General features: G+C 35.9%; 1 protein-coding gene and 1 pseudogene. Both read left to right on the top strand.

Annotation, left to right across the window (positions count from 1 at the left end):
• A pseudogene (locus tag V7112_RS23785) lies at positions 1-63 on the top strand (choline-binding protein A); the annotation flags it as partial.
• A 166-nt stretch (positions 64-229) separates the two neighbouring features.
• Positions 230-1,718 (top strand): leucine-rich repeat domain-containing protein (locus V7112_RS03980; RefSeq protein ID WP_335415776.1); only part of this gene is annotated, 1,489 nt, incomplete at its 3' end.

Here is a 1,718-nt window from a genome sequence, read left to right as displayed (position 1 = left end):
GGTTGGGTGTTAATCGGCGGCAAATGGTATTACTTTAATGCAAGTGGAGTTTGGGTAAGTTAGGCATATAAAAAGTACAGTCCAATTCGTTCCTAGTGAGCGAATTGGACTTTTTTAGTGCATTATACTCACGTGTATTTAAAGTTTGCTATTTTTTAATAATTTGGGACTTTCAACCCGTTATTCTGCTATATTTAGAATGTAATCAAACTTTATAGGGGGAGAAATAGTGGGGGGAAACATAAAGAAAAAATTAATGAGAGCTTTTATTGGATTTTTAGTTATTTTAATGATTTCAAGTGGTATTTTACCGCAATTTGCTTATCTAGATAAAAGAGTATATGGTGCGGCAAATCCTAGTGATTATTTACTCATAAATGAAACGACAGCCTGGAATGAATCAAAAACCATTGACCAACCTGTCATTATTGCTCCAAACGTAACGCTAACTATTTCCTCGGGAGTTGAAATAAACTTTAACGAGGATGTAATTATTTACGGGAAGTTGGATAATAAAGGGAAGATTATTGCCTCTACGTCCATTTACGCCAATAAATATGGAATGTTTAGCGGTGATTTATCTTATCCAAATTATGGAGTCATTGAAAGTTCTGGATCAATTCAAGTTAATTCTTTAAATGTAAGGGCCGATCTCTATCCAGAACCCCCACTTCAAATTATTAGTCCTTCTGATAATGAAATAGTTGAATCGGGGAGCGTTACGATTCAGGGAACGACGGTACCTGGATTTAGTGTATCTATCGGTGATAGTCAAACTACGGCCCAATCAAATGGTTCATTTACTGTAAATGTTGATATAGGTGAAGGAGAAAATATTTTTGATGTAAAAGTTAACAATGTATTTGATCGAGAATTTACAGTTAAGCAGATAACATTACAGGGGACTACTGAGCCTGTTATTCCACCAGTTGAGGATACAGTTATTCCTGAATGGCCGGTGGGGGCAGCATTACAGCCTGCAAATATCAGTGATACAACTGTAAGTCTTTCATGGACAACAGCCACCGACGATATAAAAATTACTAATTACCGAATCTATCAAAATGATACTCTCTTAACAACTGTGTCAGGTTCTACAACTACATATAGTATCTATGGATTAGAACCGGAAACAACCTACCAATTTAAAGTTGAAGCAGGAGACGCTGCGGGAAATTGGACAAGCAATGGTCCTTCAACGGAGATAACAACAACACCTGCAAGCCCTGTTGCAAAGGTAACCTTCCAAGACCCACGTCTAGAAGAGGCAGTCCGACAAGCGCTTGGTAAGCCAGTTGGTGATATATCGAAAGAAGACATGAAGAATATAACTTCGTTATATGTGAGTGGCATTCGTAGTTTGAATGGCTTACAATATGCCGTAAACTTACAACAGTTAAATATAGATTCTTCGTATGAGAATCAAAAGGGCATTAATTTAGATGTAGTAGGTAGCTTAAGCAAGCTATCTTCTTTAAGCATTGGCTATAGTTATGTAGAGGATCTCACATTTTTAAGTGACTTAACCCAATTAACTACTCTAGAATTATATAGGAATAATATAAGTGATCTTACACCATTAACCAAATTAGTAAACTTAACAAGCTTAAGTTTAGATAGCAACCAAATTAGCTCTTTAGAGGGGTTAGAGGGATTAAAAAGTCTAAATCATTTAAATCTGTATAATAACCAAATAGAATCCATAGAACCATTGGTTA

Origin of the sequence: Bacillus sp. JJ1566, from assembly GCF_036962685.1 — a bacterium.
Taxonomy (GTDB): Bacteria; Bacillota; Bacilli; order Bacillales; family Bacillaceae_L; genus Ferdinandcohnia.
Note: the sequence above shows the minus strand (reverse complement) of the source record. Positions and strands in the feature narration are given on the sequence as shown.